The organism is Dietzia sp. PP-33 (assembly GCF_033790845.1).
In the GTDB taxonomy this organism is placed as follows: domain Bacteria; phylum Actinomycetota; class Actinomycetes; order Mycobacteriales; family Mycobacteriaceae; genus Dietzia.
Window position 1 is genome coordinate 16,406 of the sequence record NZ_JAMYEI010000010.1, and the last position, 26,713, is coordinate 43,118.

29 protein-coding genes and 1 riboswitch are annotated in these 26,713 nt (G+C 70.7%); of the genes, 10 read left to right on the plus strand and 19 right to left on the minus strand.

Annotated features, from left to right (window positions below; translation table 11 throughout):
• Position 1: 1 nt before the first annotated feature.
• The 8 genes from NJE57_RS16300 to NJE57_RS16335 all read right to left on the minus strand — a co-directional run bounded on the left by NJE57_RS16300 (position 2) and on the right by NJE57_RS16335 (position 6,704).
• Positions 2–748 (minus strand): ABC transporter permease, encoded by a 747-nt coding sequence (locus tag NJE57_RS16300; RefSeq protein ID WP_319029574.1) that lies wholly within the window; start codon positions 746–748, stop codon positions 2–4.
• A complete protein-coding gene (locus tag NJE57_RS16305) occupies positions 745–1,770 on the minus strand; it encodes an ABC transporter ATP-binding protein (protein WP_319029575.1) in 1,026 nt (341 codons plus the stop codon). The genes NJE57_RS16300 and NJE57_RS16305 overlap by 4 nt, the downstream gene beginning before the upstream one ends.
• A gap of 116 nt (positions 1,771–1,886) precedes the next feature.
• Complete coding sequence (locus NJE57_RS16310; protein WP_319029576.1) at positions 1,887–2,831, minus strand: carbohydrate kinase family protein; 945 nt, start codon at positions 2,829–2,831, stop codon at positions 1,887–1,889.
• Positions 2,828–3,499: a class II aldolase/adducin family protein gene (locus NJE57_RS16315; protein ID WP_413464428.1), complete on the minus strand. Its 672-nt coding sequence runs from the start codon at positions 3,497–3,499 to the stop codon at positions 2,828–2,830. The genes NJE57_RS16310 and NJE57_RS16315 overlap by 4 nt, the downstream gene beginning before the upstream one ends.
• Entirely contained in the window at positions 3,496–3,969 is a 474-nt protein-coding gene (locus NJE57_RS16320) for an SRPBCC family protein (protein WP_319029578.1), read from the minus strand. The genes NJE57_RS16315 and NJE57_RS16320 overlap by 4 nt, the downstream gene beginning before the upstream one ends.
• Before the next feature lie 5 nt (positions 3,970–3,974).
• Entirely contained in the window at positions 3,975–5,357 is a 1,383-nt protein-coding gene (locus NJE57_RS16325) for a flavin monoamine oxidase family protein (protein WP_319029579.1), read from the minus strand.
• The gene (locus tag NJE57_RS16330) at positions 5,354–6,448 is read right to left on the minus strand and encodes an alpha/beta hydrolase (RefSeq protein ID WP_319029580.1); all 1,095 of its coding nucleotides are present in this window, start codon (positions 6,446–6,448) and stop codon (positions 5,354–5,356) included. Before NJE57_RS16330 ends, NJE57_RS16325 begins: the two co-directional genes overlap by 4 nt.
• 70 nt (positions 6,449–6,518) lie before the next feature.
• Positions 6,519–6,704, minus strand: a complete 186-nt coding sequence (locus NJE57_RS16335) for a hypothetical protein (protein ID WP_319029581.1) — start codon at positions 6,702–6,704, stop codon at positions 6,519–6,521.
• Positions 6,705–6,808: 104 nt separating this feature from the next.
• Here NJE57_RS16335 and NJE57_RS16340 point away from each other — a divergent pair, with 104 nt between their 5' ends.
• Complete coding sequence (locus NJE57_RS16340) at positions 6,809–8,416, plus strand: GMC family oxidoreductase (RefSeq protein WP_319029582.1); 1,608 nt, start codon at positions 6,809–6,811, stop codon at positions 8,414–8,416.
• Entirely contained in the window at positions 8,413–8,880 is a 468-nt protein-coding gene (locus NJE57_RS16345; protein WP_319029583.1) for a hypothetical protein, read from the plus strand. Before NJE57_RS16340 ends, NJE57_RS16345 begins: the two co-directional genes overlap by 4 nt.
• A gap of 22 nt (positions 8,881–8,902) precedes the next feature.
• Here the strand turns inward: NJE57_RS16345 and NJE57_RS16350 are convergent, their stop codons facing one another.
• Positions 8,903–9,379, minus strand: coding sequence for an SRPBCC family protein (locus NJE57_RS16350; RefSeq protein WP_319029584.1), 477 nt, complete (start codon positions 9,377–9,379; stop codon positions 8,903–8,905).
• Between the two features lie 73 nt (positions 9,380–9,452).
• The gene (locus NJE57_RS16355) at positions 9,453–9,764 is read right to left on the minus strand and encodes a DMT family transporter (RefSeq protein ID WP_319029585.1); all 312 of its coding nucleotides are present in this window, start codon (positions 9,762–9,764) and stop codon (positions 9,453–9,455) included.
• Positions 9,765–9,775: 11 nt separating this feature from the next.
• Positions 9,776–9,843: riboswitch (guanidine-III (ykkC-III) riboswitch) on the minus strand.
• A 149-nt stretch (positions 9,844–9,992) separates the two neighbouring features.
• Between NJE57_RS16355 and NJE57_RS16360 the strand changes: the two genes are divergently transcribed.
• Entirely contained in the window at positions 9,993–10,292 is a 300-nt protein-coding gene (locus NJE57_RS16360; protein ID WP_319029586.1) for an EthD family reductase, read from the plus strand.
• A gap of 17 nt (positions 10,293–10,309) precedes the next feature.
• Here the strand turns inward: NJE57_RS16360 and NJE57_RS16365 are convergent, their stop codons facing one another.
• Together NJE57_RS16365 and NJE57_RS16370 are read right to left on the minus strand one after the other, a co-directional pair.
• The gene (locus tag NJE57_RS16365; RefSeq protein ID WP_319029587.1) at positions 10,310–10,969 is read right to left on the minus strand and encodes a TetR/AcrR family transcriptional regulator; all 660 of its coding nucleotides are present in this window, start codon (positions 10,967–10,969) and stop codon (positions 10,310–10,312) included.
• 41 nt (positions 10,970–11,010) lie between these two features.
• On the minus strand, positions 11,011–12,849 hold the full coding sequence (locus tag NJE57_RS16370; protein ID WP_319029588.1) for an NAD(P)/FAD-dependent oxidoreductase: 1,839 nt from the start codon (positions 12,847–12,849) through the stop codon (positions 11,011–11,013).
• A 249-nt stretch (positions 12,850–13,098) separates the two neighbouring features.
• On the opposite strand from NJE57_RS16370, the gene NJE57_RS16375 reads away from it, so the two are divergent.
• From NJE57_RS16375 to NJE57_RS16385, 3 genes are read left to right on the plus strand one after another with little or no spacing between them, the layout of a single operon-like run.
• A complete protein-coding gene (locus NJE57_RS16375; RefSeq protein WP_319029589.1) occupies positions 13,099–13,944 on the plus strand; it encodes an aspartate dehydrogenase domain-containing protein in 846 nt (281 codons plus the stop codon).
• 34 nt (positions 13,945–13,978) lie between these two features.
• On the plus strand, positions 13,979–14,245 hold the full coding sequence (locus tag NJE57_RS16380) for a hypothetical protein (protein WP_319029590.1): 267 nt from the start codon (positions 13,979–13,981) through the stop codon (positions 14,243–14,245).
• 3 nt (positions 14,246–14,248) lie between these two features.
• Positions 14,249–15,442: an FAD/NAD(P)-binding oxidoreductase gene (locus NJE57_RS16385; RefSeq protein WP_319029591.1), complete on the plus strand. Its 1,194-nt coding sequence runs from the start codon at positions 14,249–14,251 to the stop codon at positions 15,440–15,442.
• Between the two features lie 39 nt (positions 15,443–15,481).
• Here NJE57_RS16385 and NJE57_RS16390 read toward each other — a convergent pair whose 3' ends face one another.
• From NJE57_RS16390 to NJE57_RS16400, 3 genes are read right to left on the minus strand one after another with little or no spacing between them, the layout of a single operon-like run.
• Positions 15,482–16,261 (minus strand): TetR family transcriptional regulator, encoded by a 780-nt coding sequence (locus NJE57_RS16390; RefSeq protein ID WP_319029592.1) that lies wholly within the window; start codon positions 16,259–16,261, stop codon positions 15,482–15,484.
• Positions 16,245–17,186 (minus strand): ABC transporter permease, encoded by a 942-nt coding sequence (locus tag NJE57_RS16395; RefSeq protein WP_319029593.1) that lies wholly within the window; start codon positions 17,184–17,186, stop codon positions 16,245–16,247. Before NJE57_RS16395 ends, NJE57_RS16390 begins: the two co-directional genes overlap by 17 nt.
• On the minus strand, positions 17,179–18,297 hold the full coding sequence (locus tag NJE57_RS16400) for an ABC transporter permease (protein WP_319029594.1): 1,119 nt from the start codon (positions 18,295–18,297) through the stop codon (positions 17,179–17,181). Before NJE57_RS16400 ends, NJE57_RS16395 begins: the two co-directional genes overlap by 8 nt.
• Positions 18,298–18,464: 167 nt before the next feature.
• Here NJE57_RS16400 and NJE57_RS16405 point away from each other — a divergent pair, with 167 nt between their 5' ends.
• The 3 genes from NJE57_RS16405 to NJE57_RS16415 are packed head-to-tail and all read left to right on the plus strand — an operon-like array spanning position 18,465 to position 22,113.
• Positions 18,465–19,517 carry an ABC transporter ATP-binding protein gene (locus NJE57_RS16405; RefSeq protein WP_319029595.1) on the plus strand — a complete coding sequence of 351 codons (1,053 nt, stop codon included), beginning with the start codon at positions 18,465–18,467 and terminating at the stop codon, positions 19,515–19,517.
• Positions 19,514–20,512, plus strand: a complete 999-nt coding sequence (locus NJE57_RS16410; RefSeq protein WP_319029596.1) for an oligopeptide/dipeptide ABC transporter ATP-binding protein — start codon at positions 19,514–19,516, stop codon at positions 20,510–20,512. The genes NJE57_RS16405 and NJE57_RS16410 overlap by 4 nt, the downstream gene beginning before the upstream one ends.
• Positions 20,509–22,113 carry an ABC transporter substrate-binding protein gene (locus NJE57_RS16415; RefSeq protein ID WP_319029597.1) on the plus strand — a complete coding sequence of 535 codons (1,605 nt, stop codon included), beginning with the start codon at positions 20,509–20,511 and terminating at the stop codon, positions 22,111–22,113. The genes NJE57_RS16410 and NJE57_RS16415 overlap by 4 nt, the downstream gene beginning before the upstream one ends.
• A gap of 124 nt (positions 22,114–22,237) precedes the next feature.
• Here NJE57_RS16415 and NJE57_RS16420 read toward each other — a convergent pair whose 3' ends face one another.
• The 4 genes from NJE57_RS16420 to NJE57_RS16435 form a co-directional block, all read right to left on the minus strand.
• Positions 22,238–23,674 (minus strand): amidase, encoded by a 1,437-nt coding sequence (locus NJE57_RS16420; RefSeq protein ID WP_319029598.1) that lies wholly within the window; start codon positions 23,672–23,674, stop codon positions 22,238–22,240.
• Between the two features lie 60 nt (positions 23,675–23,734).
• A complete protein-coding gene (locus NJE57_RS16425) occupies positions 23,735–24,598 on the minus strand; it encodes an SDR family oxidoreductase (protein WP_319029599.1) in 864 nt (287 codons plus the stop codon).
• A gap of 58 nt (positions 24,599–24,656) precedes the next feature.
• Positions 24,657–25,385 carry a sulfite exporter TauE/SafE family protein gene (locus NJE57_RS16430; protein WP_319029600.1) on the minus strand — a complete coding sequence of 243 codons (729 nt, stop codon included), beginning with the start codon at positions 25,383–25,385 and terminating at the stop codon, positions 24,657–24,659.
• 118 nt (positions 25,386–25,503) lie between these two features.
• Positions 25,504–25,980, minus strand: a complete 477-nt coding sequence (locus tag NJE57_RS16435; RefSeq protein WP_319029601.1) for a nuclear transport factor 2 family protein — start codon at positions 25,978–25,980, stop codon at positions 25,504–25,506.
• Between the two features lie 80 nt (positions 25,981–26,060).
• Here NJE57_RS16435 and NJE57_RS16440 point away from each other — a divergent pair, with 80 nt between their 5' ends.
• Positions 26,061–26,711, plus strand: coding sequence for a helix-turn-helix domain-containing protein (locus NJE57_RS16440; protein WP_319029602.1), 651 nt, complete (start codon positions 26,061–26,063; stop codon positions 26,709–26,711).
• Positions 26,712–26,713: the final 2 nt, after the last annotated feature.

Below are 26,713 nucleotides of genomic sequence, written 5' to 3' on the forward strand. Positions count from 1 at the left end.
GTCACCCCCGACCGCGACGGCGACCCACCAGGACGGCGGCTGCCGTACCCAGTATGAGGGTCCAGGCGACGACGCTGAGCAGCGGAAGCCACAACGGATCGGTCACGCCGTCGGCCACCACACCGCCGGTGAGCGGGTAGCGGGCCAGCGCGTTGACCCCGTACAGCGGCGTATACCGGGCCAGTTCCAGAGCCGTCCCGGACAGCGGGACGAACAGGTTCCCGGCGAACGCGAGCAGTACCAGGCTGCCGCCGGCCACGCCCAGGGCGGACTCGGAACGGAACGCCATCCCGGCGCTCAAACCGTATGCGGCGAACACCGCGGATCCGAGCCACGCGGCACCGAGCGAGAGCAGCCAGGCCAGCGGGGTCGCCTGGGCCCCCGTGAGCGCCCCGGCGACGCCGACGGCCAGAACCGGGACGGCCGCGATCGTCATGGCGACGGCGGACTTGGTGACAACGAAGCCGGCGCCACTCCACGGGGTGAGCCCGAGTTGACGCCCCCACCCCTGGAAGCGTTCGAGCGCGGCCCCGCCGCTGATCGCGGTGGTGGCGGTGACGGCGCCGTAGACGGCCATCGAGATCATGACGACGGCGCCCACGTTGCCGTTCGCGACGGGCTCATCCCGGTAGCCCTGGGCGCTGCCGAACACGAAGTACATCACCAGTGGCAGGCCGACGATGAAGAAGATGTTGGTCCCGTCACGGACGGTGCGGCGCAGGTCGATGGCCCAGTAGGTGACGTTCATCGGATGGCCTCCGCGGCGGTGTCGGCGGTCTCGGCGGTGAGCGCGACGAAGGCGTCGTCGAGCGAACGGGCGGTGACGGTGATGTCGTGCGCCGCGGTTCGGGTGAACAGGGCGCGGGCGGTGGCATCGCTGTCGGAACTGGTCAGGATCACCCGAGCGGCGGTGCGGTCGACCGCGGTCACGCCGGGGAGGTCCTCGGGCCCGGGTTCACCGGCCGCGGGGGTCCACACCGCGGTGATGCGACTACCGGTGGCCATGGCGCGGATGCGGTCGACGGGACCGTCGGCGACGATCCGGCCGCGCGCCATGAGGACGATGCGGTCGGCGAACGCCTCCGCCTCCTCCATGTGGTGAGTGGCGAAGACGATCGTCGAGCCGGACGTGGCCTCCGCGTGCATCGTCGCCCAGAACTCCCGGCGGGTGCCGACATCCATGGCCGACGTGGGCTCGTCGAGGACGAGCAGGTCGGGGTCGGGCAGCAGCGCGAGGGCGAAGCGGAGACGTTGCTGCTCACCGCCCGAGCACCGGGACACCCTTCGGCCGGCGATGTCGGCGATCCCGGCCCGGTCGAGTACCTCCCCGACCGACAGCGTGTGGCGGTAGAGCGCGGCGATGGCCCGGACGGTCTCCTCGACCGTGAGGTCTGAGAGCAGGCCGCCGGTCTGGAGGACCGCCGCGATCCGGCCGTCGGCGATGGCCTCGCGCGGGGCCTCGCCGAAGATCCGGACCCGCCCGTCGGTCGGCTCGGTCAGACCCAGTGCGATGTCGATCGCGGTGGTCTTGCCCGCGCCGTTGGGGCCGAGCAGGGCGACGACCTCGCCGCGGTCGATCCGCAGGTCGATGCCCCGGACCGCGCGGACGGGCTCGGCCCCACGCGAGGTGAACGTCTGACTCAGACGGTGGAACTCGAGGGCCGGTGACTCGGGGGCCCCGGCCGGGTTGTCGTGGGAGCGGGCCGGGGCGCCGTGGCCGGCGGTGGGCGTGCCGGCGCTCGAGCGGGGTGCTGGGCTGCGGGGAGGCATGCCTCCACCCTCACCGATCGGAGCCGACGTGCGAAGGGCCGGCTGTCACGACTGTGCCGGTGACATCTGTCATGGTTCGACCGATGGCAGCCGCCTCCAGCCGCGCCACGGAACGGTCAGCCGGTCGGTGCCGATCCGGCGAATTCGGTGACCGAGTCGAGGTCATAGCGGCCCGCGGTGGTCCCGAGTCCCTGCGCCACCTGGGCCGCCACCGCACACCCGAGGACGGCGGACCCGCGCAGGTCGTGCCCGAGATGGCGCCCGACCAGAAAGCCGGCGGTGAACGAGTCCCCGCAGCCGGTGGTGTCCACGACGTCGACCCGGAACGCGGGCACCGCTATGGCGTCGTCCGCGGTGACGACGAGAGCACCGTCGGCACCGGCGGTGAGAGCCACGCAGGCGACACCGCGGTCGATCAGTATTCGCGCACCCTCCGTCAGCGAGTCGACCCCGGTGAAGCCGCGGACCTGGTCGTCGTTCGGCAGCAGGTAGTCCACGTGGGGCAGTGCGTCCGCTATCCACTCCAGCATGCCCGGGTCACCGTCGGCCAGGATGTCGACCGACGTGGTGATCCCCTTCTCCCGGGCACGGGCGAGCAGCTCTCCGGCCGCGGGGCCGCCCAGGAACTCGGGCCCGCCCAGGTGCAGGTGCGTCAGTCCGTCTAGGGCACCGTCGTCGAGGTCGTCGAGGGTGAACACGCCGTTGGCCCCGATGCAGTGCCACGCGGGGCGGTCGCCGTTCGGGCGCACGGGGATCACCGAGGCGGACGTCTGGGCGTCCGCCTTCGTCACCAGGCCGCCGGAGTCGACGCCCTCCTCTCTCAACAGGGTCGTCAGCGTCCGCCCGATGGGGTCGGCCCCGATCGCGCCGACGCTGCGGACCTCGGCCCCGAGGCGGGAGAGCACCACGGCGGTGCCCCCGGCGGTGCCGGCCGGAGAGAAGGCGATGGTGTCCACGAGGGCCCCGGCGGAGCCCTCCGGGATGGAGTCGATCCCGATCGCGTGGACGTCGAGGACGTGCACTCCGACCGTCGCGATCGTCATGGATGAGGTGTCAGTCATTGCGGGCTCTCCTTGGTGGTTCCGTACTCGAGGGTGATCGCCTGGACGACCGCGTCGTGCTGCTGCGCCTCGGTGAGGGGGCGCGGCGTGCCCACCCCGCTCGCGCGGACGTGCAGTGTCGCCAGCCACTCCAGCAACAGCGCGTTGTCGAGGGCCTTGTCGAGGGAGGATCCCACCGCCACCGAGCCGTGGTTGGCCATCAGAGCCGCCTGCCGGTCGCGCAGGGAGTCCACGACGAGGTCGGCGAGTTCCGGGGTTCCGAAGGTCGCGTAGGGAGCCACCCGGATCTCTCCTCCCAGCAGAAGTTGCTGGTAGTGCAGCACCGGCAGTGAGTCCATCCCGGTCACGCAGGAGACGGCCGTGGAGAACGGGGCGTGGGTGTGTACGACGGCCCCGGACTGCGTGGCGGCGTAGATGCCCAGGTGCAGGCCGAGCTCGGAGGTCGGCGCGATCCGGCCGTCGACGTGCTCCCCGGTCGGGGTGAGCACGGTGACGTCCTCGGCACCGCAGTCTGCCAGGACCACCCCGGTACCGGTCACGGCGATCAGCCCGTCGTCGCACCGTGCCGAGACGTTGCCGGCGGTGCCGATGAGCAACCCCTCGGCGGCCAGGCGCCTGGCGGTGGCGGCGACCTGTTCGCGGACGCGGGGCGACTCCACCGTCGTCACCGCCCGCCGGCCTGATCGATGCCGCGCTCGGCGTGCACGACGTTCTCGAGAGCGGCCATGGACCGCTCGAACTGGGCGGACAGCGACTTCTCGAGAACCGGCGCGACGATGCGGCCGAGGGGGCCGAGGCCGACCCGGCAGTCGACCCGGTAGGTCATCAGGGTGGCCTCGACTCCGAGCGTCTCGAGGCGGAACGTGTTGATCATGTCGTGCAGCGGCGCGAACCCGGTCCCGGCGTCGACCCTGAGGGACCGCGGTTCGATCTTCCTCACGGTCCACTCAGATCGCGTGGTGAGCGGCCCGACGGTCCGGTTGCGCTCGGAGTAGGTCCTGCCCACGGTCGCGGCACCGTGGTGGGCGGTGACCTCGAGAGCCCCGTCGACCCACTCGGCGTAGCGGGAGGTGTCGTCGATGACGGCCCAGATGTCGTCGATCGGGGCCGCGAGTCGTCGCTGTACGGAAACGGTCATTCGTGTCACGAGGGTCCTCCTGATTGTGCGATCGCGGCTCGGGCGGCGCTCTCCCCGGAGCGGACCGCGCCGTCCATGTAGCCGTTCCAGTAGTCGGAGTGTTCGGCCCCGGCCCAGTGCACGCGGCCGAACGGGTGGTCGCGCCAGCGCCCCAGCGAGGTCAGTACGCCGGGGCCCGGGACCGCGGTCGGGCCGCCCCGGGTCCAGCGCTCCGCGGTCCAGTCCTTCTCGAAGTAGCCGACAGGCGCCAGCGCCGCGGGCCCGACCACCCGGGCGAAGCTCTGCAGGACGGCCCCGCCCCGCTCACGCGCGGGGCGGGGCGCCCACTTCCGCCAGGCCGCGCCACCGACGAATCCCATGAGGATCCCGGGCGCCCCGCTCGGCGGGGTGTTGTCGAACATCGAGCACACCGGGGAGCCGCCGCCACGGAAGACGCCCTGGCCGGAGAGGCCGTCCTCCCGCCAGAACGGGCGCTCGTAGATCGCCTCGCACTTCATGAGGGTGCCGAACGTCATCCTCCGGAACAACGCGTCCTGGTGCGCGGGCAGCAGCGGGCTCCACTCGATCTCGGCCGCCAGGTGGGGTGGCGCGGTCACGATCACCTGGTCGGCGTCCCAGGATCCCGCATCGGTGGAGACTGTCACCCCGGTGGCGTGGTGTTCGATCCGCCGGGCGGGGGCGCCGAGGGTGACCGCGTCGCCCAGCGCCTCGGCCATGCGCTGGGAGATCAGTTGGGAACCGCCGACGACACGGGATTCCTGCGCCCCGCCCGTCACACCGATCATGCGGTCCAGTGCACCCGGGAATGTCTCGTCCCCCGCTCCCGCGACGTATGCCAGTCCGAACAGCGCCGAGGCCTCCGATGCCGTCGCCCCGAACGCCGAGCCCAGGAGGGTGTCGATCAGCTCGACTCCGCCGTTGCCGATCGCGCCGCGTCGCAGCCATGTCGCGAAGCTCTGCGCGTCCAACCGGGCCGCGTCGGGGTGCTCCCACGGGGCGGCGACCGCGACCTCGCTGCTCGCGCGTGCAAGCCGCGCGGTCGCCAGCGCGATGTCGGGCAGCGCGAGACGATCCGGCGGGATGTCACCGCGGAATCGCCGGCTCCGTGAGCCGTGGACGTACACCGTGTCTCCGTGCGAGTTCGCGGGGAACGTCGCCACCCCGAGCTCATCGGCGAGTCCCAGCACATGGTTCTGGGTCGGCCCGACGAACTGTCCGCCCGCCTCGACGACCTGCCCGTCGTCGAGCACGTGGTTGAGCGTGCGTCCGCCGACGCGGTCCCGGGCCTCGAGCACCCGAACCGAGCGGCCCGCCTCACCGAGCCGGCGAGCGGCGACCAGACCGGCCAGGCCCGCCCCGACCACCAGGACGTCGACGCCGCCGTTCACTGCTCGTCGCTCCGGGGCCGGCTCGGGGCGGGGGCGGTCCGGGCGAGGAGTCTGGTGTGGAGAACGCCCACCGCTTCGAGCAGCGCGTCCCGGGCGGCGTGCCCCACTCCGGTCGCGTTGATCAGACCGTGGACGTGCCCGCTGTGCCGTCGGAGGGTGACGTCGACGCCCGCCGCGGCCAATCTGGCCGCGTACCGTTCGCCCTCGTCTCTCAGCACGTCGAATCCGGCGACCACGACGTAGGCCGGCGGCGCGTGGCCGATATCGCCCGCGAGCAGGGGCGAGACGCGCGGGTCCAGGGCCTGGTCGGGATCTGAGAGGTAGTGGGATCTGTACCAGTCCATCTGCGCCTCGGTGAGGAAGAACCCACGTCCGAACAACTCGTACGACCGGTGCTTGGTCGCCAGGTCCGTGACCGGGTTGAACAGCACCTGCAGTGCCGGCGGGGTCCATCCCGGGGCCCGGTGCAGTGAGACCACCGCGGCCAGGTTGCCACCGGCGCTCTCGCCGCCGATCGCGATCGCCCGCGGATCGAGGTCGTAGTCCTCGGCGTGGTCGACGATGTGCCCGAACGCCGCGAGAGCGTCCTCGAGCCCCGCCGGGAACGGGTGCTCGGGGGCCAGCCGATAGTCGATCGAGATGACGGTCAGCGGGGTATGGGCGGCGAGGAAGCGCGACACGGCATCACCCGAGTCGAGGTTGCCCAGCACCCAGCCGCCGCCGTGCAGGTACACCAGTGCGGCGCTCGGTCCCTCGATCCCCGCGGGCCGGTACAGGCGCGCCGGGATCGGGCCGCCCGGCCCGGGGATGGTGAGTGGGCGGACGGTCTCGACGGGGGTCTCGTGGCCGAAGACGAAGGCCTCGCCCGCGATCTGCTCCCGCCCTCGATCGAGGGGCAGCTGTTCGAAGGTCTCGGAGACACCGAGGTTCAGCAGCCTCGTGCCGACCTGGGCTTCCAGGGTGAGCTGCTGCCCGTCGATCCGGACGGGGGCACCGGCGATCAGCCGCTGGACCCGGGTGGGAGCCGCGCCGATGAGGCGGATGACGCGGCGGAGTGCGCGTTCACCGAGGGGTCTGCGGGGAGTGGTCATCTGCGAATCGATTCTGGGAGATCGAACTGGGGTTGCGACCACCGTAAGCCCAATCTGGACGCACGTCCAGCTATTCCCGGAAACCCACCGCAGAACCCGCCCCGGGCCCTCGTCCGACCCGCGTCGGTGGTGAGCCGGCGGCGGCCTCGCTCCGCCGATAGTTGACGACGACACGGGCGCCCTCTCGTGCGGATGCCCTGGCGATCTCCACGCCGAGCCCATGGGCACCCACGACGATCTGCTCGTTGATCCGCATTCGACTCCCGCTTTCCAGGGCGCGCGCCGGTCCCGATCGGCCGGAGACAGCTCGATCCCCCTCGGAACGACCCGCATGCTGGACGACCGTCCTAGGCTCGCGTCATGACTCAAGGCCCCCAGGGGCGGGCAGAGGCGCCCGATGTGATCGTGATCGGCAGCGGGTTCGGCGGAGCGGTCAGTGCGCTCCGGCTGGCCGAGCACGGGAGATCGGTCCTGGTGCTGGAACAAGGTCGTCGTCATTCCCCCTACGATCTCCTGGCCGCCCGCACGGACCCGCGCAGGTATTTCTGGATGCCCGGGATCGGACTGCGCGGCTTCTTCTGGCAGCGGGTACTCCGACACGTCGGGATCATCGGCGGCGCGGGTGTCGGCGGCGGCAGCATCGTCTGGGCGGGCGTGCTGCTCGAACCGGAGGAGGGGTTCTTCACCGACCCCGCCTGGCCCGAATCCTCGGCGGGTTGGCGCGCCGAACTCGCCGAGCACTACCGGACCGCAGCGCGCATGCTCGGCCGCGAGACCACCAGCCACGTCGGCGAGATGGACCGGCATCTGGAGGCCACGGCACGCTCGATGGGTGCCGGCGGGACGTACGGACCGACACCCATGGCCATCTGGTTCGGCGTGGAGGGGGTCACCGTGCCGGACCCGTTCTTCGACGGCGAGGGCCCCGACCGCACAGGGTGTCGCCTCTGCGGGGCCTGCCTGATCGGCTGTCCCTACGGCAGCAAGAACGCCCTGGACCTCAACTACCTGTGGCTGGCCGAGAAGCGCGGCGCCCGCGTCCGTCCCGATACGCGCGCGGACACCATCGCTGGACTGCCCGGCGGCGGCTACGAGGTGCGCTCCGACGGCGGTGAGACCTTCCGGGCCGCGGAAGTGGTGCTGGCCGCCGGGGTGCTGGGCACCGTGGAGCTGCTGTTCCGCTCCCGCGAACAGGGCCTGTTGCCCCGCGTGTCTCCCCGGCTTGGCGAGGGCGTGCGCACCAACTCCGAGGCCATCACCGCGGTCCTGGCCCACGACCCCCACGCGGACCTCACCCGCGGCCCCACGATCTCCAGTGAGTTCTATCCCGACGAGGCCACCCACGTCACGCAGAACCGCTACGTCGGCGGGTGGCACATGCGTTTCCAGCTGGGCCCGCTGGTCGACGGCGAGGACCCGGCCACGCGGAGACGGGCGGCGCTGACCCGCCTCGCGCGAGCACCGTGGCAGCAGCTTCGACTGATGACCGCCCGCAACTTCATCGAGCGCCTGAGTGTGTTCACGGTGATGCAGAACGTGGAGAACGAGATCCGGTTGGTGTTCGAGCGCTCCTCGGTGCGCCCATGGCGGCGAGTGCTCAGGTCCCGGGCCCCGGGCGGTGCGCAGGCACCGAGCTATCTGCCGCAGGCCAACGAGGTCGCGCGCCGGTTCGCCGACTCGGTGGGCGGGCGACCGCTCAACCTCCTGCTGGAGAGCGTTGGCGGCAAATCGATCACCGCCCACGTGCTCGGCGGTGCCTCGATGGGCGAGTCGGCGGCGGACGGCGTGATCGATACCGACCACCAGGTCTTCGGCCACCCCGGTCTGTACGTGGTGGACGGCTCCGCCATCCCGGCGAACGTGGGCGTCAACCCGAGCCTGACCATCACGGCGATGGCCGAACGCTTCGCCGCCCGCTACCGCGCCCGACGCGCCGCGAACTCTCCCCACACGATCGGAGCCTCATGAGCCGGCCCCCTCACACCCTGCCCCTCCCCTCCTCCCTCGGTGCGCTGCGCGAGCTGTTCACCCGGGCGCCGTCCCCCGGAGAGCTGCCCGAGCCCGGCGACTACCACATCACCTATGTCGGCCCGGCGCCGCTGAAAGTGGTCGCGCCGCGGGCGATAGCTCTGGGCGGGATGCCCGGGTGGCGGGGCAAACGCTTCGACACCGACGGCACGGCGGTCAACCTGCTCGACGACGGCCGGGGTTCGGTACGCGAGGCCTTGCCGATGCGTGTCACGCTGGACGCATCGTGGCTGGACGGTCGGACGGCGGTCGTCTGCTCGTACGGATCCGACGGCCCGGTCCCCTGGCGCTGGGTACGGGACGAGTTCCGGACGCTCGACGAGAGCCGGCTGCTGGGGCTGACGTTCGTCGGCGGCCCGTGGTCCAGGCTCGTCGCGGCGCCTCTACTGCTCACACGCCGATAGTCCGCGGAGCGCCGCAGGCTTGTCAGCGGTCGGACTCGTACTTCGCGGCGAGCCCGGAGAGCGTCTCGGTGATCCCGGCGGCGTTCTTCTCGGCCATCCCGACGCGCTCCATGACCCGCCCGAGCTTCGATGTCCGGTTGTCGAAGCTCTCGGTGACCTCGGTCGTGTCGGCGGTGATCGGGGTGAACTCCCAGCGCCACCGGTGACCCGCGGGGTGCGCCCACTCGACGACCTTCCGCTCCGGAGTATCGACGTGATCGGTCACCGTCGAGGTGATGCGGTACGGGACGCCGTACATGCGCATCTTGGTGGTGAACGTGGCGCCCTTCGACAGGGTGGCCGGGCCCTTGACGTTGTCGCGGACCGTTCCCGATCCGTCGACCATTCCATGCTTACGGGGATCGTTCACCAGCGAGAACAGCTCGTCGGCGGGCGCGTTCACGGTGACGCTCCGGGCTACGACGCGGGGTCCGCGGTCGACTGTGGTGATGGTGGTCATGAGTGGTCAGGTCCTTTCAGAAGGTGTCGAGGACGATGCGCCCACGCGTACCGGGCACGTGGCCCACTGCCGTTCACACTAGTTTGAGTCCGACCACCCCGACGACGATCATCAGCAGACACACGACCTTCAGCACCGAGACCGCTTCCGTGCCCGTGGCCATGGCGTAGAGGACGGTCGGTGCGGCACCGATCCCCACCCAGACCGCGTACGCGGTACCGACGGGCAGCTCACGCATCGCGTACGCCAACCCGGCCATACTCACGAGCAGTGCGGCACCGAACACCACGGTCGGGCCGAGCCGGCTGAAGCCGTCCGACCTGCCCAACGCCGTCGCCCACACCGCCTCGAGAATCCCGGACAGAACAAGAACCACCCATGCCATGACGCCCCTCCTGCGGGCCGTCTTGTCGCTCTCCGGGTACGGCGCCCCTCGTCCGGGAGCCGCAGCATCAGGGCTCTGCCCCAAGGTGTCACATCACGAGCGGCGCTGACAGTCGGGGACTCCGACGACAACCGGCGGACCCGGCACCCCGCACGACGAACTGCGGCATCATCACCACTGCGACACCCTCCGGAAAACCGGACCGGGCACCCCTCGAAAGGACCGACCTTGATCACCCTCACCGTCCTGTACGGCACGCCCGACGACGTCGAGAAGTTCGACGAGTACTACTTCGGGACACACATCCCCCTCGCCCGCGCGGTGCCCGGCCTCAAGGACACCAAGGTCACGCGCTTCCTGCCCGGCCCGGACGGCTCCGCGCCCGAGTTCCACCTGATGGCTCAGCTGTTCTTCGCGGACGCCGAGGCGATGGACGCCGCGATGTCCACCGACGAGGGTCGGGCCCTGGCAGCGGACGGCGCCAAGCTCGGGAACTCCCCGACGATGCTCGTCGGCAGCACCGAGTAGCTGCACGGACTCGTTCCTCAGGCGACGCCCTCCACCCCCCACGCCCCCAGCCAGATCGCCCTGATGGCCGACAGCATCCGCGCCGACTCCGCCTCGGAGGGCTTGAGCGAGCGGTCCTTGAAGAAGGCCATGACGATCATGTCCGTCAGACTCGCCGCCAGCGCCCCGTGGTCGTCGGACACCGGGGTGATCAACCCGGCCGTCGCGTCCCGCCCCATCTGCGCCGAGAGATGCCTGTTCAAGTCGGCGACCAGAGCGGTCCAGCGCGCTCTGAGCTTGTCGTCGTACCCGGTTGCCTGGATGCCGGCCACCATCACGTGTTCGCGTCTCAACCACGCGGCGTACGACAGCCCGAACACTCGGTCGAAGTAGGCGACGTGGGATTCGCCGGCCCTGCGATAATAGCTACCGATGGTCCGGGCCCAGTCGTCCCATGCCCGGCCGACGAGCTCCCCCAGGACGTCGTCCTTCGACTCGAAGTAGAAGTAGAAGTTCGGTCGCTTGATCCCCGCGGCATCGGCGATGTCCTTGACCGAGATGTCCCGGGCGGGAATCTCCTCCAAGAGCCTCTCGAAGCCGTCGAGAATGCCCTGTCGTTGGATCTCGCCGCGCGGCACCCGCCTGCGGCTCCCGCTGTCGGCACCGGGGGCCGCGACCGTCGAATTGCCGGAATCCATGACTCACACCCTAGTGTCGGGGCCCGGCGCCCCAGTTCAGGTCAAGCGACCGGGCTCGCCGTGCGGGACGGCGTCAGGGCCAGTCCCTCGAACCGGCCCGAGTTCCACCAGTCCTCGATCATGTTCCAGAAGTCGATCTCGGACGAGTTGTAGACGTCGCGGAACACCGCCTTGGACACCTCGCCCTGACCGTTGTAGTAGCCCGGGGTACAGGCGCCCCAGTAGGCCTCGCGGGGCTCGTTGGACCTGCGCACCTCGGTGACCCAGTCCGCCTCGGCCTCAGCCGTGGGTTCGAAGGTCCCGAGGTCGTTGTCCAGCAAGTGCCTGACCAGTCGCGCGGAGTGCCGCGCCTTGCGGTCGAGCATGTACACGAAGTTGACGTAGTACGCCGTCTGGCTCATGCCCAACTCGACGAAGTTGGGGAAGCCGTGGGTGAAGAACCCGTGGAATGTCCGGGCCCCCTCGGTGAAGTACTCCTGCATCGAGTGCCCGTCGCGCCCGATCACGTCGTAGCCATAGATGCCGGCCGGACCGGACCCGGTCTCGAACCCGGTGGCGAAGATGATGCAGTCGACCTCGTAGTGCGTGCCGCCCACGACGATTCCGGTCGAGGTGATGCCGTCGATCCCGGTCGGCGACGCGGCCAGGGTGACGTTGGGACGGTTGAAGGTCTGCAGGTACTCGTCGTTGAAGCACGGCCGCTTGCACATGTAGCCGAACCACGGCTTGAGTCCGTCGGCGGTCGCCTGGTCGGCGACGATCGAGTCCACCCGCGCGTGGGCGCCCATGAGCAGCTTCATGTCAGCGATCTCGGCGACTGCTGCCTGGTCGGCCACCGGCAGCTCGCCCACCGGCACATCCACGAGGGGCTGGCCGGTCAGCTCGGGGAACAGGTGCGTCCACCCGTCGTCCACCATGTTCCCCTCGACCTCGTGACCGGAGATGATGCCGTTGAAGTTGTCGTGCCGCTCGTACTGCCAGCCCGGCTCCAGCGAGGCCTTCCAGTCCGGGTCGGTCTTGCGGTTATTTCGCGGCTGCACGACGCTCGGGGTGCGCTGCACCACGACGAGCTCCTCGGCGTCCTGCGCGACGTAGGGCACCACCTGCACGCCGGTGGCGCCGGTGCCCACCACGGCGACCCGCTTGTCCCGCAGGTTCTCGAGGTTCCCGGCGGCCGTACCGCCGGTGTAGTCGTAGTCCCAGCGGCTGGTGTGGAAGATCTTGCCCTCGAAGTCGCCGATGCCGGGCACCTTGGGCAGCTGCGGTTTGGTCAACGCGCCGTTCGAGCGCATGAGGACCCTGGTGCGGAATCGGTCGCCACGGTCGGTGGTCACGTCCCAGCGCTGCGCGTTCTCGTCCCACTGCGCGTGCGTGGCCCGGGTCTGGAAGTAGGTCCGGTCGTAGAGGTCGTAGTGCCGCCCGATGCGCTGGGCGTGCTCGAAGATCTCGGAACCGTCGGCGTAGCGCTGGCTGGGGACGTACCCGGTCTCCTCGAGCAGCGGCAGGTAGATGTGCGATTCGATGTCGCACTGCACACCGGGGTAGCGGTTCCAGTACCAGGTGCCGCCGAAATCGCCGCCGTACTCCACGATCCTGAAATTCTTCACCTCGTTCCGTGTGAGGTACGCGCCGGCTGTCAGGCCTCCGAAGCCGCCACCGAGGACGAGGGTGTCGAGCTCCTCGATGACCGCCTCGCGGTTGATCGGCTCGGTGAACGGGTCGCGGTCATCGACCTCGAGCACGTCGGCAAGCCCCTGGAACTGGTCCAGCTGGTCTTTGCGCAGGCGGGCCTGCTTGTCCGCCTCGAAGCGTTGGCGGAGGTACTCGGGATCGAAATCGATGTCGAGGGGGATGTTCGACTCGGGGAGGGTGAAGGCCATGCTCGCGTCCTTGTCCGGAGGTGCCGCCCACGAGAAGGGAGCCATGGACGGTCTGTCGAATAAACCTGACGGTGTGTCAAGTTGTGATCAGGATTACATACATTGTGTGACGTGCGCAACAGTGTCGATAGCGACGCCCACGCCACCTCCTCGGCACTGTGCCGTTGCAGGGCGAGCCGGAAAAGACGAGTCGATCAGGGCGTTCGACACTCTGCGGCGGCTCTCCGCCGTGGGTACGGTGAGCCCACCATGTCCCCTGACCTCTCCCCCTCGAGATCCGTGCGGCCGCGGGACGGCGCGCGTGCGCTGTCGGTGGCCGTGTTCGGCGCCGGCGCGATCGGGGGCGCGGTGGCGGAAACCCTCCGGAACGGTGAGGTCCCCGGCACGCGCCTCTCCGCGGTCCTGCGCTCGAGCAGCTCGAACGACCAGATCAGCGCGGCCATCGAGACCGCAGACGTGGTGGTCGAGGCCGCCGGCGTCGAGGTCGCCGAGGAAATCGTCCCGCGGATCACCGCGGCCGGCAAGGACGTGGTCGTGTGCTCGTGCGGGGTGTTCGCCCGGCACGAGGATCCTCGCGACCTCATCCCCGCCGGCCCGGGCAGGGTCCTGGTCCCTGCCGGCGCGGTGGGCGGGCTGGACGTCCTCGCCGCGGCGGCCAGGGCAGGAACCGAGCACTCCAGGCTGCGCCACATCACCGTCAAGAGCCCGGCGGCGCTGGGCGTCGACGACCCGCTGGACGCCCCACTCGAGGTCTTCCGCGGCACCGCCCGCGAGGCTGCGCTCGAGTTTCCCCGCACCTCCAACGCCTCGGTCGCCCTGGCGCTCGCCACGCTCGGCCTGGACCGGACCGAGGTGATCGTGGTGGCCGACCCCGGGGTACGGCACACCCGCCACGTGGTGGAGTGGGAGTCACCGATGGGCCGCTACGACATGCGCTTCGAGAACGCCGTCGACCCGGACTCGGGCGGCCGGACGTCGGCGATCACCGCGTGGTCGGTTGCCGGGGTCCTGGCCGCGATCAGCGCGGGCGCCGGGCCCGGTGTCGTGGTCATCGGCGCGGCCGAACCGGTGGAAGGCACCTCCGCGACGCCCTAGCGTGGACGGAGAAGCCGATCCGAAAGGTGTCGTCATGACCCACGCACGGCCCTCAGACCCCGATCCCGCCGAGACCCCGGATGTCGACAGCGCCGGCTCGCCGGACGGGAAGCAGACCCCCGCCTCGGACTCCACCTCCATGCAGTCCGACAGCGCCACGGAGAAGCAGAGTCCCACGCAGCGGCAGAGTCCGACTCCCCAGCCCGGCAACAAGAGTGCCTACGTGTGGATCGTGGTCATCGTCCTCGTCGTCCTTCTCGTCGTGATCGGCCTCGTCGGTTACATGTTCGAGTTGGTGTAGACCATGTCCGCGGCGTTCGACACCGTCATCATCGGAGCCGGCAACGCCGGTGTGTCCCTGGCGGCGCGCCTGCGCCGCGACGGCCGGCAGAACATCGCACTGTTCGACCCGAACCCGGTCCACCGGTACCGACCGATGCTCAACTACGCGGCGTCCGGCGCGGCGCGGATGAGCCGGTACGAGCGTCCGATGGAGCGCGTCATCCCGGACGGGGTCCGGTTGTTCCCGCACGCGGCCAGCCGGATCCACACCGACTCCCACACCGTCACCCTCGGGCCCCGCGACGAGGGCCCGACCATCACCTACGACGACCTGGTCGTGTGCCCCGGCCTGACCCCGCGCTGGGACGCGATCCCCGGCCTGGACAAGGCCTACATCGACGGGTGGGCGCTGTCGGCCCACGTGCCCGAGTACGCCGGACGCGCCTGCGCCGCACTGGTACGCGAGCGCGAGGGGACCGTGGTCTTCTCGGTGCCGCCCGAGCCCGCCTCCTGCGGCGGAACGGTGCTCAAAGCGATGTTCCTGGCCTGCGATCGGTGGCGGCGCGAGGAGGTCCTCGACCGGATCGAGGTGCACCTGGTGACCCCGTTCCGCGGACTGCTCGGACTGGAGCCGATCGACTCGCGGTTGCAGGCGTCCATCCGGGAGTTCGGCATCACCGTGCACGAGCAGTCGCAGGTCGGTGCCGTCGATCACCGCGCACGCACCGTCACGCTCGACGGCCCGGACCCCACCACGATCGGCAACGTCGACCTGGCCTACGTCACCCCGCTCAGCCGCGCGCCGCGGTTCATCGCCGACTCCGGACTGTCCGACGGCGGTGACGCCGGGCTCGTCGAGGTGGATCCCCGCACCCTGCGCCACCCCCGCGTCGAGTCGGTATGGGGCCTGGGCGACGCCGCGACCGTCGGCACCCGCCCCTCCGGAGGCGCGTTGCGCACCCAGGTCGCGGTGGTCGCCGACAACCTGCGTGCCGCCCGGGAGGGAACAGGCGCCGCGCATTACGACGGCTACACGGTCATCCCGATCGCCGTGGGCCACGACCGACTGGCGCTTGCCGAGATCGACCGCGACGGTCGCCCCGCGCAGTCCGTCCGCGGGATCGATCTGACCAGGCCGAGGCGCCTGACGTACGCCTTCGACCGGTATCTGCAGCCGGTCGTCTACTTCCGCACGCTCCTGCGCGGGAGGGTGTGACCCCTCCCGCGCGGGACCGCCGCCTCAGTGACCGCAGCCTCAGTGACCGTCGACCTCGGATCCCGGTGCGTCCGCGACGGGTGAGGACGGGGAGTCGAGCCGCTCGCGCGGACCGACCCCGGCGCGCAGGGCGGCCTCGGTCATGTCGTACAGGTGCGCCACGACGTCCTCGAACCGGGTGTTGACCACGGTGTTGCGGGCGTCCCGGCGGTCCTCGTAGACCGCCAGCGCCCCGGTGAACATCTGGGTGGCCAGGTCGATGCGCTCGAACGCCACCCGACGCGGCAGATGGGAGAGCACGTCGATCAGGCGCACCACCACGTCGTCGGTGGCCGTGCGCAGCTCCGCCTCCGGGATGCCGGGTGCCATGACCGGGCCGACCCGCTGCAGGAAGCGCGCGTAGTGCGTGGACTCGGGCTGGGCCCGGAGGAGCTCCACGATGGGCTCGAAGAGAACCCACACCAGGGTGGGCAGGTCGGCGCCCAGGCCCTGCTCGTCGGCGGTCGCCAACCGCTCCTTCCGGCTTGCGTCCAGTGCCACCAGCCGACGACGCAACACCTGCATGATGAGCCCGTCGCGGCTGCCGAAGTGGTACTGCACCGCCGAGTTGTTGCGCTGACCGGCGGCCGTCGCGACATCACGCATGGAGACGTCGTCCAGACCCCGCTCGCCGATCAGCTTCTCGGCGACCTCGATCATCGCCGTCTTGGCGTCCTTGGTCTCCCTGGCCTCCCCGTCGCGGGCGTCGCGGGTGTCCTCCATCGACACTCCGTCGCGCTCCTCGGGCGGGTTGTCGCCGAGATCAGATCTTCGCTGCACCTGGACTCCACTTCCGACCTGCGGCCTCGCCCAGCTGGTTGAAACTGAGCACCGTCAGAAATAATACGACCGCCGGGACCCCGACGAGATACGGGTCTCGCTGGAAGTCTGACTGACCGGCGCTGATCATGTTGCCCCACGTGGGTTCGGGCCTGGGGATGCTCAGCCCGAGGTAGCTCAGCGAGGCCTCGGCCACGATGAGGACGGCGACGAGCATGAAGCTGTAGGAGAAGACGGGTTGGATGATGTTCGGGGTGACCTCGCGCAGCATGATCCGCGTCTCGCCCGCCCCGAGTGACCGCGCCGCGGTGACGAACTCCCGCCCCGCGAAACTCATCGCGTTGGCCCGGACGAGCCGCGCGTAGGACGGGACCACCATGATGCCGAGGGCCAGCGTCACGTTGATCAGCGTCGGGTCCAGCACCGTGACGATCGCGATGAGCAGGATGAGCGAGGGGAACGCCAGCAGCGTGTCGGTGAGGATGGAGACGATGCGATCGGTCCATCCGCCCCGGTAGCCGGCCACGAGCCCGAGAGCTCCGCCGATCAGGGCTCCGACCAGTACGCCGCCGATCCCCACGACCAGGGAGACCCTGGCCCCGTAGAGGAGACCTCCCAGGATGTCCAGGCCCTGGCTGTCGGTGCCGAGGGGGTGATCGGTGAACAGGTCGGGCGCGAGGGTGGACGGGGTCATCAGCGCCAGGGACGGATCCCGCGCCTCGCTCAGCGGCAGGAAGTCCACCACCAGCGCTCCCAGGACGATGAGGATCGTCCAGCCGAGGGCCAGCGCGGTGCCGATCCCGGACATCCGCGGCAGCCGCGGGCGGCGGCGCGCCGGGGTGGCCGCGGCCAGGGAGGGGTCGGCCACGAGGGCCCCGGAGTCGGGACGGGTGGAATCAGAGCGGGTGGAAGCGGTGTCAGCCACGGCGGATCCTCGGGTCGATGAGTGCGTACGTGACGTCGACGGTCATGTTGACCAGAACGTAGAACACGGCGATCACGATCACCCCGCCCAGCACGACGGGCAGATTGTCGTTCTGGACGGCGTCGACGATCATGCTGCCCATCCCGGGCAGGTTGAACAGCCGCTCGACCACCACCGTTCCGCCGATGAGGCGGCCCAGGCTGATCCCGGCGAGCGTGATGATGGAGACCGTCGACGGCCGGAGAGCCTCCGCGACGAGGACGTGCCGCGTGGGCATGCCCTTGGCGCGCGCGGAGAGGACGAAGTCCTGCTGCAGCGTGGAGATCATGTCGGTCCGCAGGACGCGGGTGAAGATCGCGACCTCCATCAGCGCCAACGTGATGGCCGGCAGGGCGATGCTGCGCAGGTTCTCCCCCAGCCCGTCGGCCAGCGGCACATAGCCCTGTCGGGGGAACTCCGGCAGGAAAAGCGCCAGCAGCGCCAGCACCGCACCCACGGCGAGAACCCCGAGCAGGGCCCGACCCCACATGACCCCGGGCGCTCCTCGCCCGCCCCGGCGACCGAGCGGTGACAACGCCACCGCCAACCCGATCACCACGGCCGCGCCGAGGATCAGCTGCTGTGCCAGCGAGTGGTTGAAGACCACCAGGTAGATCAGCAGCAGCCCCGCCACGAAGCTGGGCACCGAGATGAACGCGAACGCGACGATCGAGGCCACCTTGTCGAAGACCCCGCCGCGGCGGTACGCCGACCACACAGCGACCGGCACCGCGATCGCCAGGGACAGGATGATCGACAGGAATGCCAGCTGCATGGTGACCGGCAGCGCGTTCCCGATCATCTCCGCCACCGGCTGGTTGGGCGGGATCAGCGACTCGCCGAGGTCGCCGGAGGCCAGCCCCCCGGCCCAGTCGGCGAACCGGCTGGTCACGGGCTTGTCCAGACCCAGCTCCTCCCTGGCCAGCTGGTATTGCTCCGCGGTGGCACCCGGGCCGACGGCCGAGGCCGCGGAGTCGCCCGGGACCGCCTCCATGAGGAAGAACGCGCCGGTCGCGGCGAGTACGACGACGACGACCGCGTGCAGAGCGCGTTCGCCAATGAACCTGAGCACGTAGTGACCCTTCGATTGAGACACCGCCTGAGGCGGTTGCTTAGTCGTCTTGACGTAGCCACCATATGTCGTGATACTCGTCACAGCAAGACGGATTAAGTAGATGACTTAGACCGGATCATCATCACGAGGAGGCCGTCATCGCCGCCGCACCACCCCGCAGACCCGTGTCGTCGAACGACCGGGACGATCTGCTGCTCGAGGTCCGGGACCTCCGCACCCACATCGACACCCCGGGAGGACGGATCACCCCGGTCGACGGGGTCGACATCTCCCTGCGCCGCGGAGAGACCATCGGGATCGTCGGCGAGTCGGGCTCCGGCAAGTCGATGCTCGTGCGCTCGATCATGGGCATCGCCCCCACCACCGCCCGGGTGGACGCCGCCTCGACGGTCCGTTTCGACGGCCGTGACGTGCTGTCCCTGGGCCAGCGTGAGGCCCAGAAGTTCTGGGGGCGCGAGATCGCGATGGTCTTCCAGGACCCGCTCACCTCGCTCAACCCCATCCGGACCATCGGCCGACAGATCATCGACCCGCTGCGACACCACCTGGGGCTCAGCCGCCGGGAGGCCGCCGACCGCGCGGTCGAATTGCTCGAACGGGTCCGCATCCCCTCGCCCCGCGCACGCCTCACCGAGTACCCCCACCAGCTCTCCGGCGGCATGCGCCAGCGCGTCGGCATCGCGATCGCCCTGTCCTGCTCACCCAAGCTGCTCATCGCCGACGAGCCCACCACCGCACTCGACGTGACGGTGCAGCACGAGATCCTGGACCTCCTCCACGCGCTGCAGGCCGACGGCGACATGGCGATGATCCTGGTCAGCCACGACCTCGCCGTGGTCTCCCAGCACACCGACCGGATCGGCGTGATGTACGCCGGGCGGTTCCTCGAGGTGGGCGACACCCGCGCCCTGCTCGACGAGCCCGCCCATCCGTACACCGGGGCGCTGCTGGACTCGATCCCGCGGCCGGACCTGCCGCCGCACACCCTGCTCACCGTGATCGAGGGCCGCCCGCCGAACCTGCGCGAGATGCCGCCGGGGTGCCGGTTCGCCCCGAGATGCCCCCGGGTGGCGGACGACTGCCTCGTCGTCGACCCCCCTCTCGAGGACCTGGCCACCGGCTCCACCGCCCACCCGACGGAGACCACCGTCCACCGCGTCGGCTGCCTCCACCCGACCGTTCCCGCCCACCACCGCAGCAGTAGTGAGGCCTCATGACCGGCACCAGTCCGAACGTCGTCGGCAAGCTCGTCGTGGACAGGGTGACCGTCGAGTATCACACCCGCAAGGGGACGGTCCACGCCGTCACGGACGTCTCCCTCGACGTCCCCCGCGGAAAGACACTGGCGCTGGTCGGCGAATCCGGCTGCGGCAAGTCCAGCCTCGGCCGGGCCCTGCTGCAACTGCCACGGCCCACCTCCGGCCGCGTGGTGGTGGACGAGACCGATCTGAGCTCGCTGTCCGGCGGCGCCCTCAAGAAGGCCCGCAAGATGATCCAGATGGTCTTCCAGGACCCCGTCTCCTCACTCAACCCGCGCCGGAAGGTCAGGGACATCGTGGCGGAGGGGCTGGAGATCCAGGGCACCGAGGGCGGCCGCCAGGAGATCCGGCGCCGGGTCGACGCGGCGCTGGAGGCGGTGGGCCTGGATCCCGAGCACGCCGGCGACCGGCGACCGTCGGAGTTCTCGGGAGGCCAGTGTCAGCGCATCGCCCTGGCCCGGGCGCTGGTGCTCGAACCCGAGGTGCTGGTGTGCGACGAGCCGGTGTCCGCCCTCGACGTCTCCGTCCAGGCGCAGATCCTCAACCTGCTCGAGGAGATGAAGGAGCGCTACCGGCTGACGATGGTCTTCATCTCCCACGACCTGTCGGTGGTGCACAACATCGCCGACCAGGTGGCGGTGATGTACCTGGGCGTGGTGTGCGAGGTCGCGGACACCTCCGCCCTCTACCGGGCGCCCGCCCACCCGTACACGATGCTGCTCATCTCGTCTGCCCCCACACTCGGCGGCACCCTCGCGGACACGCTCGGCGAGTCGCCGATCACCGCCACGAGTTCGGAGCTGCCCTCCCCGCTCGACCCCCCGTCCGGTTGTCGCTTCCGAACCCGGTGCCCCCGGGCCACCGAGATCTGCGCCGCCGAACGCCCCCAGCTGACCGTCATCGCACCCGGCCACCAGGTCGCGTGCCACCACCCTCTCGAGGAGAACCGATGAAGCGCACCACCAGCGCACTGGCCGTGCTAGCGGCGGCCACCCTGACCCTGACCGCATGTGGCGGAGGCGGGGACGACTCGTCCGCCGCCGCCGGCGGGGAGGGCCTGGCGCCGGACCAGTCCGAGCGCTGCACCGAGGACCGCGCCGGCGGGACGATCACCGTGGGCGAGTTCTCCATGCTTCCCAGCTTCGCGCCCGGCCAGGGTCAGTACGGCGTCCGCGGTGGCGCCCAGTCGGCGGCCGTGTACGACCGACTGATGGTGTGGAACCCGGAGGCCGAGGAGTTCGAACCCAAGCTCGCCGAGTCGCTGGAGTCCAACGAGGACAACACCGTGTGGACCCTGACGCTGCGCGACGGCGTGACCTTCTCCAACGGTGACCCGCTCACCGCGGAGGACGTCGCGTTCACGGTGGGCCTGCACAAGGACCCCGCCACCCGGTCGGTCGCCATGACCGAGGCCATGCAGATCTCCGACGCGCGCGTGGTGGACCCGCTCACCGTCGAGTTCACGCTCGCCAACCCGTGGTCCGGGTTCCCCGTCGCGCTCGCCGGAACCATCGGCGAGGTCATCCCCCGGGACGCCTACGAGGCCGCCGACCCACAGGAGTGGGTCAGCAACCCGATCGGCGCCGGCGCGTTCACCGTCTCCGACTTCATCCCCGACCAGGAGACCGTGCTCGAGCCCAACCCGGAGTACTACGGCGGCCCCGTCTGTCCGACCCTGAAGTTCATCCGCATCCCCGGCTCCCAGGGCACCTACGACGCGTTCCAGACCGGCGAGGTCCAGGTCGGCTTCCTGCGCGGTGCCCAGTTCGTCACCACGGCGCAGCAGGACGAGGTCCCCGGCTTCGAGGAGATCATCAGCTCCGGCTCCGTGCTCAACATGAACTCCGGAAAGGCCGGGTACGACGGCATCCTGACCGATGTCCGCGCCCGCCAGGCCGTCGCCGCCGCGATGGACCGCGACCTGTGGAACCAGCGCCTGTACGACGGCGAGGGTCAGCCGACCTCGGCTCTGGTGGCCGAGTCCTCCCGTCTGTACGACGGCCAGGAAGGACCGGCCTACGACATCGAGAGGGCCAGGACGCTCGTCGAGGAGCTGCGGGCCGACCGCCCGGACTGGGACGGGACGCTGCGCATGCTCATCTCCGACGGTCCCGAGAACATCGAGGCCGGGGTGGTCGCCAAGGCGCTCCTCGACGCCGCCGGGTTCGACGTCGTGATCGAGAACGCCCCGGTCTCCCAGGTCACCGCACGCCAGTTCACCGGTGACTACGAGATCGTGATCGGCGGCCTGGCCACCACGGACGCCGATCCGGCGGCCGCCTTCGCCAGCGGGATGCTCCCGAACGGCGCGACCAACCTCACCGGCATCGACGACCCGGAGCTCACCGCCGCGGTGAACGAGCTCAAGGCCGCCGACGGTGTGGACGCCCAGAAGGAGGCGCTCACCCGCCTGCAGGAGGTCTTCAACGAGGTACAGCCGTTCACCGTGATGGCCAACGCCGAGCAGTACGTGACGGTCTCCGACACCGTCGGAGGGCTCACCCCGACCCTGTCCTCGACGGTCCTCTACGACGGCGCCTACGTCCAGGAGTAAACCCCTCACGCACTGAGCCCCCCCACGCACTGAGCCCCGGGCCCCCGCACACAGCGGGGACCCGGGGCTCTGGCTATGGCTATGGCGCTGGCCTACGCAGGCGCGGCTCACCGCACCCCGCTGTTCACCACCCGGTGAACCCCGGGGCGACCGCCGGCCACGGCGCCGCGGCCTCGAGTTGGCCGGACAGGCGCAGCAAAGTGTCCTCGCGGGCGTAGTCCGCCACGAGCTGCACCCCCACCGGCAGGCCTCGCGCGTCGGTGCCCGCCGGCAGGGAGACGGCGGGTTGGCCCGAGAGGTTGAACATGCTGGTGGCGGCCGAGAACGTCGACGACCGGGTCCACATGGAGCCCGGATCGGTCACGTCGAGGAAGCCGAGCTCGGGCGTGGTGGCCGGCATCGTGGGCAGCAGGAGCGCATCGAATCCGGCATCCCGGAACAGCTCGGCCACCCGCCACCCGGTGCGCTGGGCGGTCTGCAGGGCGCGGGCCACGCGCGGTGCGGTCAGTGAGCGGGCGTTATCGAGGATCGCCATGGTCCACGGCTCCAGGTCCTCGTCGCCGAGTTCCCGGCCCAGCGCGGCGAGCCTGTCCTCGATGCTCGCACGCAGGCTCGCACCCATGATGTCGCCGAGGGCCGTCATCGCCTCGATCACGTCGATGCCCAGCTCCACCTCGACCAGCTCGTGCCCGAGGCCGGTCAGGTGGGCGGCGGTCCGGTCCACGGCCGCCGAGCACTCGGGGTCGGTCGGGAACGGGCCGGGGGCCGTGCGCATCACCCCGATCCGCAGGACCCCGGGGTCCATCCCGACCTCCTCGACGAACGGCCGCCGCGGGGTCGGGGCCCCGTAGGCGTCGCCCGGCACATGCCCGGCCACCGCGTCCAGCAGCGCCGCACTGTCGCGCACGCTGGTGGTGACGGCGTGGTGGTACGAGATCGGCGCGGCCAGCGCGGCGGGGTGCGGCCACGTCGGCACCCGGCCCCGGCTGGGCTTAAGGCCGACCAACCCGCACATCGCCGCCGGGATCCGGATCGATCCCCCGCCGTCGGTCGCGTGGGCGACCGGCACCATCCCGGAGGCGACCGCCGCCGCCGACCCGCCACTGGAGCCCCCGGTGGAGTACGCGGTGTCCCACGGGTTGCGGCAGGGCCCGTACAGGAGCGATTCGGTGGTGGTGGTCTTGCCGAGCTCGGGCACGTTGGTGGTGCCCAGCACGATCATGCCCGCGGCCTTGTACCGCTGGACCACCGTGCTGTCGACGGTCGCGACGACGTCCGCGAACAACCGGGAGCCGTCGGTGGCGGGTTGCCCGGCCACGTCGGTCCCCAGGTTCTTGATGACGATCGGCACCCCCCGGAGCGGGCCGTCCGGCAACCCGGCCGCGACCTCGGCCCGGGCCTCGTCGAACCGGGTGGAGACGACGGCGCCCAGCTCCGGATCCAGCGACTCGATGCGGCTGACCGCCTGCTCCAGCACCTCGGCGGGATCGGTGTTGCCGGACCGGATATCGGCTGCCAGGGCGAGCGCGTCGCGCCGGGACGGGGTGGGGGTGTCGGTCACGAGAGGCCTTTCGGGACGGGGTGCCGGGAGCGGGCGGGGTCTGGTGATCGGGGGCCGGGGTCAGCCCCAGCGGGACTGGCCACCGTCGAGGGGGACGGTCGCGCCGGAGAGGTAGGAGGCCTCGCCCGAGCACAGCCAGGCCACGGGGCGGCCGATGTCCTCCAGGGGGTCTCCCACACGGCCGGCGGGGATGCTCGACACGAACTCCTCGGCCTCCTCGGGGTTGTTCTCCATCCACCAGTCCAGCCCGGGGCTGTGGGCGTGGGGCGCCACGTTGAGGGCGCGGATGCCCTCGGCCGCCCACTCGTAGGCGGCGGCACGGGTCAGTGCGCGCACGGCCTCCTTGACCGCGGAGTAGACGCCGTAGTTGGCGGCGTCCCACCGGACTGCGGCAGCGGTCACGAGGTTGATGATGGTGCCGCCGCCACGCTTGGCCATTTCGGGCCGGGCCAGCTTCATCAGGGTCAGCGACACCCGGGGTCCGCCCTCGAAGGCCGTGCGGAAGTCGTCGTCCGGGTAATCGGACAGGGGCAGCGGCATGGCCATGTTCGCGTTATTGACGAGGATGTCCACCCCACCGAACCGTTCGACGGCCGTGGCGATGATCGTCTCCGGGGCGCCGTCGGCGATGATGTCCGCCGAGAGTGTGTCGGCGCTGCCGCCGGCGGCGTGGATCTCCTCGGCGACCCTCTCGAGCTTGCGCAGCTTGCGTCCAACCAGCAGGACGGAGGCGCCGGACTCGGCCAGGCCGAGGGCGATGCCGCGGCCGACGCCCTGGCCGCCGCCGGTGACGATGGCGACCTTCCCGGCCAGTCGGTTCTCGCGCGCGGTGCCCGGTTCGGCGGCGGCCGAGGGGCCCCGGGTCTCGGAACTCCGTGCGTCGGAGCTCTCGGTCCGGGCGTTCTGTGCGGTGGTGTCGGTCATGGGGTCCTCCGGTGTCGGTTCGGGAATCTGCGGTGGTGGGTTCGGGGTGCCGCGACGGTCACGCCGTGACGATGGCGAGCAGGCCGGCGAGCACCACGAGGGCGATCACGCCGGAGCGGAACACGTGTGTGGGCAGGCGCCGGGCGATGCCGATGCCGATCTGGTTGGCCACCACTCCGGCGACGGTGCAGGCGGCGATCATGGGCACCAGGGCCGGGAGGTCGATCTCCGTGCCCGACCACAGCAGCGCCAGGGACACGATGCTGGTGATGACGAAGTACCCGGCCAGGTCGGCGATGAAGCTCAGCGGTGGCAGTCTGGCCCGCCCGAGCAGCAGGACGACCGGCGGCCCGTTGAGCGAGGTGGTGGTGGAGAAGTAGCCGCTGATCGCACCGGTCAGGGCGGTCGCGACGGCCGAGGGTGGCCGGGCGGTCCGCGTCGCGGGCAGCGCCATCGCGAGCCCGCACAGCACGGTGATCACCCCGGCCGCCGGCTTGAGGTGCTCCTCGGGCAGGAGGTTCACCGTCTGCACTCCCATCCACGCCCCCGGCGCGCTCGCCAGGCCCAGGATCGAGACCCGTCGCCAGTCGATGTGGTCGCGCAACTGCACGGTGACGCCCACCCGGGTGACCAGTGCGACCACCAGGTTCACCACCACGGTCTCGGCCAGTCCGATCCCCGCCATCAGCATCAACGGGGTCGCGATGAGCGAGGTGCCGAAGCCGGTGGCCCCGCCGATCACCGACGCCACCGCCACGCACAGGACCGCGATGGCGATCAGCTCCACGTGTCACCGTCACGCACCGTCCTCGTCGACACCGCTCTCGCCGACACCGCTCTCGCCGACACCGCTCTCGTCGACACTGCTCTCGTTGACACCGTCCTCGTCGACCCTGCCCTCGCCGTCACTGCCCGTCGGCGGCCGCGAGGTGGTTGTCGGTCAGCTGGAAACTGGGCACGTCCTTGAGGTTGATCATGGCCTCGTAGGTGCGCTTGTACCCGGTGCTGGTGATGACCCAGCGCCCGTCGTGGCGTGCGTAGGTGTCCTCGTAGAAGGCGCTGCCGAAGATCATCGTGTCGAAGGCGGGGACGATCACCCGGTCCTGCAGGTACCAGCGGCCGGTGGCGGTGTCTCCGTCCACCTCGATCTCCGGGTGGTGGGCCTGGTGCTCGGTGATCACGTCGTCGGTCATCTGCCCCTTGAGGCCCGCCACCACCTCGTCCCGGCCGGTGTACGACAGCCGCCTGCCGTAGGAGGCGGAGACCTCCGGCGCGAGCGTGTCGGCCAGCTCCTCCCACAGGCGCAGGTCCACGCAGCGCAGGTAGCGGTACTTCAGGGACTTGATCGCGTCGATGTCGTCGCGGCGGTCTGTGGGGGTCATCGTCGGGCCTTTCGGGACGTGGTCGGGCGCGTGATCCACACCCGTCAAGTCGACTGTAGTCAATTGTGTACAGTTTGGGAATGCACGCACGGAAACCGACCGATGACGACGACGAGGCGGGCCCCCGCGCCGAGTCCCGCACCGACCCCGGGTGCGCATCATCGGATGCCCCGACGCGACCCCGCCCGACCGGTCGCGACGAGGTGCGATCCGCGGTCCTGCGCGAGGCCCGGAGGTTGCTGTCCGAGCGCGGACCCCACGTGCCCCTGCGCGACATCGCCGACGCCGCCGAGGTGAACCTCGGTCTGATCCACCGTCATGTCGGGCGCAAGGAGGCGCTGCTCACCGCCGTGATGCAGGAGGCGGTGCGCTACGGCGCCGCGCGGCTGGAGGATCAGGACGACGCGGGCGAGGCGGTCCGCGGGATGCTCCTCGGCGCCACCGTCCGCCCGGAGATCAGCCGGTTGCTCGCGTGGTTGGCGCTGGACCGCGAGGCGGCGTTCCCGCCGATGATCGACCCCGCCGAGCGCCCGGCGGCCGCCCTGCGGCGGATGACTTCTCCCCCGCCGGCCGGGGACGTCGAACTCCTCCTCGTGTTCACCGCCGTCTACGCGTGGCCGGTGCTGCGCGGCGCGCTGCTCGACGCCCTCGACATCCCCGGAGACCAGCGGGAGGACATCGATGAGCGTCTCGCCGATCTCCTCGCCCGCGTGGTGACGGGTCGGGGGTGAGC